This is a genomic window from uncultured Rothia sp. (assembly GCF_916049665.1).
GTDB lineage: Bacteria > Actinomycetota > Actinomycetes > Actinomycetales > Micrococcaceae > Rothia.
The window spans coordinates 1-2,728 of the sequence record NZ_CAJZIE010000118.1; the positions used below are offsets into that span (position 1 = coordinate 1).

The 2,728-nt window shown below is 59.2% G+C and carries 2 protein-coding genes; both read left to right on the forward strand.

Translation table 11 applies throughout. The features are described 5' to 3' along the window. The first annotated feature begins 336 nt into the window (after positions 1-336). Entirely contained in the window at positions 337-1,128 is a 792-nt protein-coding gene (locus tag QZ540_RS08365) for an isoprenyl transferase (protein ID WP_049349629.1), read from the forward strand. Positions 1,129-1,192: 64 nt separating this feature from the next. Then, the gene (locus tag QZ540_RS08370; protein WP_294629161.1) at positions 1,193-2,281 is read left to right on the forward strand and encodes a quinone-dependent dihydroorotate dehydrogenase; all 1,089 of its coding nucleotides are present in this window, start codon (positions 1,193-1,195) and stop codon (positions 2,279-2,281) included. The last annotated feature ends 447 nt before the right edge of the window (positions 2,282-2,728 follow it).

A 2,728-nucleotide genomic window follows, 5' to 3' on the forward strand; every position in this document is an offset into this window, starting at 1 on the left:
ACCGCATCGGCGGATCCGCGCGCCTGGGCGACTATTGACGCGGCACCGGTGCCGGTCGCCTCCAAAATTCTGGGACTCTACCTGAAAACCACCCAGAACCTGCTCGAACACCCCCTGAAAACGGCGAGTGCCCTCGAGGCAGAGATTCCTGCATTGTAAAAGATGCACGCCGGTGCTTCAAACGTGCGTCAACCAGGACGCAAAATAACCTCCGAAGCACCCGCCCATGCGCGCTATGTCACGGTAAAATAGCTAACAGCACGCCAGCGTTTATTTCTGGCGCATATCTAGGCAAACGACCCCGGGGGAGAACCCCGCCAGGGAAGAAAGGCACACATGGCACGCACCCAGCCCGTACCTCCGCCCGCGCACCCCACCGGGGCAACCCCTCCGCCGATTCCGAAGAAGTTCATTCCGCAGCACGTCGCCGTCGTGATGGACGGTAACGGACGTTGGGCGAACGAACGCGGCCTGCCCCGTACCGAGGGTCACCGCGCCGGTGAGGCTGCACTGCTGGACGTTGTTGCGGGCGCTATCGAAATGGGTATCCCGTACGTGACCGCCTACGCGTTCTCCACCGAAAACTGGAAGCGCTCACCCAGCGAGGTCGCGTTCATTATGCGTTTCTCCACCGAGGTGTTGCAGCGCCAGCTCGAAACCCTCAAGACCTGGGGTGTGCGCATCCGTTGGGCTGGCCGCCGACCCAAGCTGTGGAAGAACGTCATCGAAGAGCTCGAACACTGCGAGCGCGAAACTATCGATAACACCGTCTGCACCCTCACCATGTGCGTGAACTACGGCGGCCGCGCAGAGATCGCTGACGCGGCGGCAGCTATCGCCGCAGACGCTGTGGCGGGCAAGCTCAAGCCCGGCAACATTACCGAAAAGACTATCCAGAAGTACCTGGACGAGCCCGACCTGCCGGACGTTGACCTGTTCCTGCGTTCCTCCGGTGAGCAGCGCATCTCGAACTTCTTGCTCTGGCAGAGCGCTTACGCCGAGATGATTTTCATGAACGTGCTCTGGCCCGATGTTGACCGCCGCACCCTCTGGGAGGCTGTCGAAGAGTACGCGCGCCGTGACCGCCGCTACGGTGGTGCTGTCGACGCTGTGGCGAACGACAAGTAGCTTCCGGCATACCCGGCTCATAGCCCCACAAACCACCCACACCCTCCAACCTTAGGGAGAACAAATGCGCATCTACCCGACCTTCTTTAACATCTTCTTCAAGGGCATGGATCCCGAGAAGGCACACCACGTCGGCTTCTGGGGCGTTCAGACCCTGCGCAACGTCGGCATCACCCGCGCGCTGCGCAAGTACTTCCAGCCCGCACCGGAACTGGCAACCACCGTCATGGGTATTACTTTCCCTTCGCCGTTCGGTCTGGCTGCTGGCTTCGATAAGGGCGGTAAGGGTATTGCCGCGCTGGCTGGTATCGGTTTCGGCCACGTCGAGATTGGTACTATTACCGGTCAGGCGCAGCCCGGTAACCCGCAGCCGCGTCTCTTCCGCCTGGTGGAAGATAAGGCGGTTATCAACCGCATGGGCTTCAACAATGACGGTGCCGCAGCGGCAGGTCCGCGTGTTGCCGCCGCCCGCGCAGACCTCGAAACCGAATACCGCGGCGCCGTACGCCCGGTCATCGGCGTGAACATCGGCAAGACCAAGGTCGTTGAGCTTGAGAACGCTATCGAGGACTACCTGATTTCTACCCGCACCCTGGCACCGCAGGCAGACTACCTGGTCGTCAACGTTTCTTCTCCGAACACTCCGGGTCTGCGCACCCTGCAGGCTATCGAGTCGCTGCGCCCGCTGCTTGCCGCCGTGCGTGAAGAGGCAGACCGCGTATGCCCCAACCGCCACGTGCCCCTGACTGTGAAGATTGCGCCGGACCTGGTCGATGAGGACGTTATCGAGGTGGCAGCCCTGGCTAAGGAGCTGAAGCTGGACGGCATCATCGCCACCAACACCACCATCGCCCGCGAGGGCCTGGGCCTGACCAGCGACATGACCAAGGTCAAGGAAATTGGTGCAGGCGGCCTCTCCGGTGCGCCGCTGAAGCCCCGCTCCCTGGAGGTGCTGCGCCTGCTCAAGCGCGAAATCGGCGACAACCTCGCCATCATCTCGGTTGGTGGCGTGACCACCGCTGAGGATGTGCAGGAGCGCCTGGACGCTGGTGCTGACCTGGTGCAGGGCTACACTGCGTTCCTGTATGAGGGTCCGCTCTGGGCGGCACACATTAACCGTGGCCTGGTGAAGCTGCGCCGCGCTCGCCGCTAAAGGTTTGCAGGCGGGAGCTGTATGCTCCCTGTTGTGCTGGAAGGGGCACCGTTCTCTACCCGTAGGGATGGAGGCGGTGCCCCCTTTTTTTGTTCCCTCTCAACGTGTAAGGGGTGGTTGTGCTGGTATCTGAGGGAGGGGGCTGAATTTTTACCTGAGATTCTGTTAGCGTTTGGTGTGTTGTGGATTGCACCCTGACCTGGAGCGATAGTACTATCAGAGTGGTGCAGCACCGATGATTGCACCGATAGAATCGAACATTCAAAGGAGATAAGAGATTGTCTACTCATCGATCAAAAACATTAATGATTAATGACATCATGAATAACTTTAAGAATAAATTCTATGTAGATATTGCACCAGAAGAGTCTGATAATAGTGTATTCGAAAAATTGGTTGCATATCTAATGACATGTAAGCATTCATCTGATTATGACTTCAGTATCC

Coding starts and splice junctions, on each gene's coding strand:
- QZ540_RS08365 (WP_049349629.1), top strand. CDS start 337: ATGGCACGCACCCAGCCCGTACCTCCGCCCGCGCACCCCACCGGGGCA.
- QZ540_RS08370 (WP_294629161.1), top strand. CDS start 1,193: ATGCGCATCTACCCGACCTTCTTTAACATCTTCTTCAAGGGCATGGAT.